Source organism: Petrotoga halophila DSM 16923, assembly GCF_002924615.1.
Window position 1 is genome coordinate 1 of record NZ_JALY01000057.1, and the last position, 4,340, is coordinate 4,340.

The 4,340-nt window shown below is 33.4% G+C and carries 6 protein-coding genes; 1 reads left to right on the forward strand and 5 read right to left on the reverse strand.

Translation table 11 applies throughout. From position 1 onward, the window contains the following. Positions 1–249 (forward strand): chemotaxis protein CheW (locus tag AA81_RS02820; RefSeq protein ID WP_211292632.1); only part of this gene is annotated, 249 nt, incomplete at its 5' end. 63 nt (positions 250–312) lie between these two features. Here the strand turns inward: AA81_RS02820 and AA81_RS02825 are convergent. The 5 genes from AA81_RS02825 to AA81_RS02845 all read right to left on the reverse strand — a co-directional run. Next, entirely contained in the window at positions 313–681 is a 369-nt protein-coding gene (locus AA81_RS02825) for a cupin domain-containing protein (protein ID WP_103898130.1), read from the reverse strand. Between the two features lie 24 nt (positions 682–705). After that, a complete protein-coding gene (locus tag AA81_RS02830) occupies positions 706–972 on the reverse strand; it encodes a carbon storage regulator (RefSeq protein WP_103898131.1) in 267 nt (88 codons plus the stop codon). Between the two features lie 2 nt (positions 973–974). After that, the gene (gene fliW / locus AA81_RS02835; RefSeq protein WP_103898132.1) at positions 975–1,448 is read right to left on the reverse strand and encodes a flagellar assembly protein FliW; all 474 of its coding nucleotides are present in this window, start codon (positions 1,446–1,448) and stop codon (positions 975–977) included. 17 nt (positions 1,449–1,465) lie between these two features. Then, complete coding sequence (flgL, locus tag AA81_RS02840) at positions 1,466–2,362, reverse strand: flagellar hook-associated protein FlgL (RefSeq protein WP_103898133.1); 897 nt, start codon at positions 2,360–2,362, stop codon at positions 1,466–1,468. A gap of 43 nt (positions 2,363–2,405) precedes the next feature. Beyond that, the coding region (locus AA81_RS02845; RefSeq protein ID WP_103898134.1) for a FlgK family flagellar hook-associated protein at positions 2,406–4,340 on the reverse strand (1,935 nt) is incomplete at its 5' end.

The window sequence follows — 4,340 nt, forward strand, 5'->3', positions numbered from 1 at the left end:
TCTCACGCCAAAGTTATAGTTTTAAAAATTGATCAAAGAAGGGTTGGAATAATGGTTGACGATGTAAAAAACGTCAGAAGTATCGATCCTGATTTAATAAACGAAAAACCCAATATAGGTGGCATGCGTGGAGCTGATTTTATAAGCGGAATAGCACGTTTAGAAGATGGTATGTTAGTAATACTAGATATCGATAAACTGATAACCGAAGAAGAAAAGATTGCTATAGACGAAGTTATAAACAATTAAAATATTTCAAAAAAAACACAAAGGGTGGCGATGTATTCACTACGCCACTTTTTTATGAAAAATTCACTCTTCATCTGCAGAGGTTGGAATAACACAAATAAATTCTAACTCTTCATCCCCTGCGTTCTTCAATTGGTGTTCTATACCTCCAGGAACGTAAATAAAACTTCCAGCTTCAACTGAATTGTATTTTTCTCCATCATAAACTTCTGCCTTACCTTTGACTATAAATATTTCATGTTCCCATCTATGAGAATGTCTAGGAGAATACCCTCCGGGTTTAACGGTAAACAACCTCATAACAAAATTAGGTGCTCCATAATTACTTTTTCCTATTAATATTCTTTTTTCAACGTCTTTAGTCGTTTCATTATTTATTATTAAAGGTTTAACTTCCTTTGCTTTACCTATTATTGCTCTTTTTTGGTCCATATTCGATTTTCTCCTCCCTTGTGCCTAAGTGTTTTGTTTGTTGTCTTTTTTAACTAGTTTTGGGATACTGGTTTTTACTTTTTCCAATCTGTTAACATCACTCTCCAATGCGGCTTTATTTTGCTTTACAATTTCTTCATACACTTCTTCACGATAAATTTTTATATCTTTGGGTGCCTCAAAACCGATTTTTATACTTCCATTATCTTGTTCAACCATAATAAGCTTTATTTTTCTATTTCCTACTTGTATTACGATGGATTCACCTATCTTTCTAGATAATATCAACAAATCTATTCACCATCTTTTTGAACAGATAATATAGCCTTACTTCTTTCCAATTCTTCCTTCAAAAGGTGTCTGATTTTGTATTCTTCGTTTTCAATTAAATATTGTGCCCCTTTATGATTTTTTTGCGAAATAATAATCGGGGCTGCTAAATTTATAGTTATTTCATCTTCTTTTTCAGGTATAGTTAGTATGCTTAATATTATAGCGTCTTCTGGTTTCTCTAATTCTAAGTATTCTGTTAAATCTTGGGGTAGTGTAAATTGATAATCGTTTCTTATAAGTTGAGGAAAAGTAACAGGAAAAGCTACTTTCTTATCTTCTAACGAAGCTAACCACATGATGGGATAAGTATCTTCCGGTTCCAGTAAAACAAACTGTTTAAGATTTTCGAAACCAGGAATACCATACTCAAAAATTATCGTTCGCTCAGTATCTATCTTCACACTTCCCAACTTCGTTTCATACTCTTTTATCATTGTTTTGGAAAACCTCCTTATAGAAAATCCGCCAAGGTTGGGGGAATAATATTACCCGCCGCCTTTAAAGCAGCTTGTAAAACATTTTGCTGCGTTGCTAATTCCATAACAACTTGAGCCATATCTGCATCAGCTTCATTGGATAAAAATTCTGTTGAAAAACTCTTAAATTCTTCCATTCTATTTGAGGTCATTTCTAAAACTCGCTGAGTAGCGCCAACTTCAGCCAGATTATTTAACGATTTGGCTTGTATTTCCTCGATATTCCCCAACTCATTTTGAATTGAAGTATTATCTCCCGATTCTATAGCTTGGGATAATCTATTGACTATACCAAAAATTGAGGCACCACTATCAGTTACAAAAACATCATAAACTGTTTTACCGTATTCTATATCTTGTCCACCAACAGAAATCTTCTGCCTGATATTTGCTTGTGGGGGTACTGTTATTTTAAAATTCCCATTACTATCTATTTCCACAACTTTTTGATTGTTTTTGGCTCCTCCAAATATATAGTTCCCAGAAATTTCTGTATTTGCTATAGAAATTAGTTGTGTATTTATCTTGTCGAGTTCTTCTGTTATAGCTACTCTATCATCGTCACTTAATGTATCGTTTGCCCCTCTAACAGCAAGCTCTTTAACTCTAAGATATATCGAGCTCACTTCCTGTAATGTTGTATCATACATATTCACATAATTTTGGGCTGTTTCCACATTAGTTTTATAACGTTCAATTTCCCTCAAACGACTATCTAAATTGGAAATCCTTGTCGCAACAGCTGCGTTATCTGATGGGTAACAAACTTTTTTTCCAGAAGTTAATTGAGAATTTAAATCACTATATTTTCTTAAAACATTTTGAATATCGTTAAGTGTCCTACTACTTAGAAGATTCTCTGTGATTCTCATGTTTTTTCCTCCTCACCAATCAAACAAATATTATCTGGCTTTCTTATACAACACCCAAGTTGTTAATAACCGTCTCCATCATTTGATTCACGGCTGTGATAACCCTGGCAGAAGCATTAAAAGCCTGCTGATATTTGACAAGGTTAGTCATCTCCTCGTCTATAGAAACACCCATCACTCTTTCTTTTTCAAGGCTGATTTCACTATTCAACATTTCACTGTTGAGTCTCATTTTATCCGCGGTTTCTCCCTTAACTCCTATATCTGTAACAATATTTCCCAAAAAGTTCGAAAAACCAATCCTCCCATTATCTAATACTGAATTATCATACATCTTAGATATTTCATCCCATACACTAACGTTTCCTCCACCGGTTGGAGAATAATTAGTATCATAATAACCCAAATCAGTTGCAAGTAAAGATGGATTCTCTTTTAAATTAGATGATACCGAAATTTGATTGACTATTCCTAACTCTTTATCAATTCTTAAAAGATCCGCCTTAGAAAACTTTTCATCTATTTGTTCAGGGCTTATATATGGAGAAATCAGTGTAACGATATTGTTAGAATCATCTTCGATAAATCCTAAAGCATTGAATAATTTTTCAGGGCCCTTTATAGTAACATTCTTTAAGTCAAAATTAATTAAATTTCCGGCCCTCAACACAAATGAACCATGCGGAGTAACAGAAGCAGTAACCCCCGTGTTTGTGGCATTAATTTTGTCAGCTAAGTCATAAACAGTGTCTTTAAGAGGATTAATCTCTATTTTTATTCCATTTATACTCATTTCTATTATTTCATTTGAACCTAATAAATTATTCAAAGTAGGTTTTGAGGTATCTAAGGCATCCAATGTAACTTTTTGTGCTTCCATTTGTGAAAGAGAACCGTCTACATCGTTTAAAACGATGGTATCCAAGTCTGCATCTGGAATTTTAGTCGTGGGGAGGATGTATATAAATCCATCAATTTCTTCTGCTTTCAAATAACCTCCAGAACCGCTGTTTATATTTGATACTAATTCACCAGCATCAGAAAAACTTATATTACAATCCTCACCGAAAATTTCAAACTCAAGGTTGCCAGGTTGTACATTATCAGGATCTATTTTGTATGCCTTAATTTCTTTAGTAGGAAAACCGTATTCCCTGAGAAAATCTCCTTTTATATCAACTACTAATTTGTTTTGAAAGCCAGAAGGATCATCAAAATAAATGGCATTATTTGTTGAATCATGTATTATTGAATTATTATTGTTATAATGAGAAGGCGAAGCTGCAGAATCTACGGTGTAAAGATCGAAATTATTTAAATCAATTGAAGGATCACTATAAAAACTGCTTAAACTCGTGACGTACTGAATTGTGTCTGAATGAAATACGTCTGAATTTCCTGCTATCCTGAAAAGTCTTGCATCTTCAAAACCTCTTTTGGTACTTATATCAGCAAAAAAGTTGGCTCCTGTTATAGTTCCTGTTGAATCCCATCCCTCTTTATAAATAAGATTTGTTGAATCAACTAAATACAAACCAAACTCATCGAGTTGCTGCTGATAAGAAGGGATGATTTCATCCCTCAATTCAAAAAGGGCTGCCATTTTCCCATCGTCAAAAGTCAATGGATTGTTGCCCACATAGGCGTAATATTCATCGTTTGTTTCGGCAATGGTTAAGGATCTTATCTCTTGATAACTACTTCCATTTAAAACTACTTTATCCCCCATACTCAAAGAAATTTGACCATTTGAATGACTTGTTATTCTTATATTGGAAAGTTCTGAAAGCTTATCCAACAATCTGTCCCTTTCATCAAGCAAATCGTTAGGAGAGCCACTTATTGAGCTCGATGTTAATATCTTTTGATTTAAATCGGCAATTCTTTTCAAATAACCGTTTATTTCGTCTATTCTGATTTTTATTTCATTGTTTATATCATTTTTTAATTGTTCTAATCTATAGTTAAGATCTTTCAT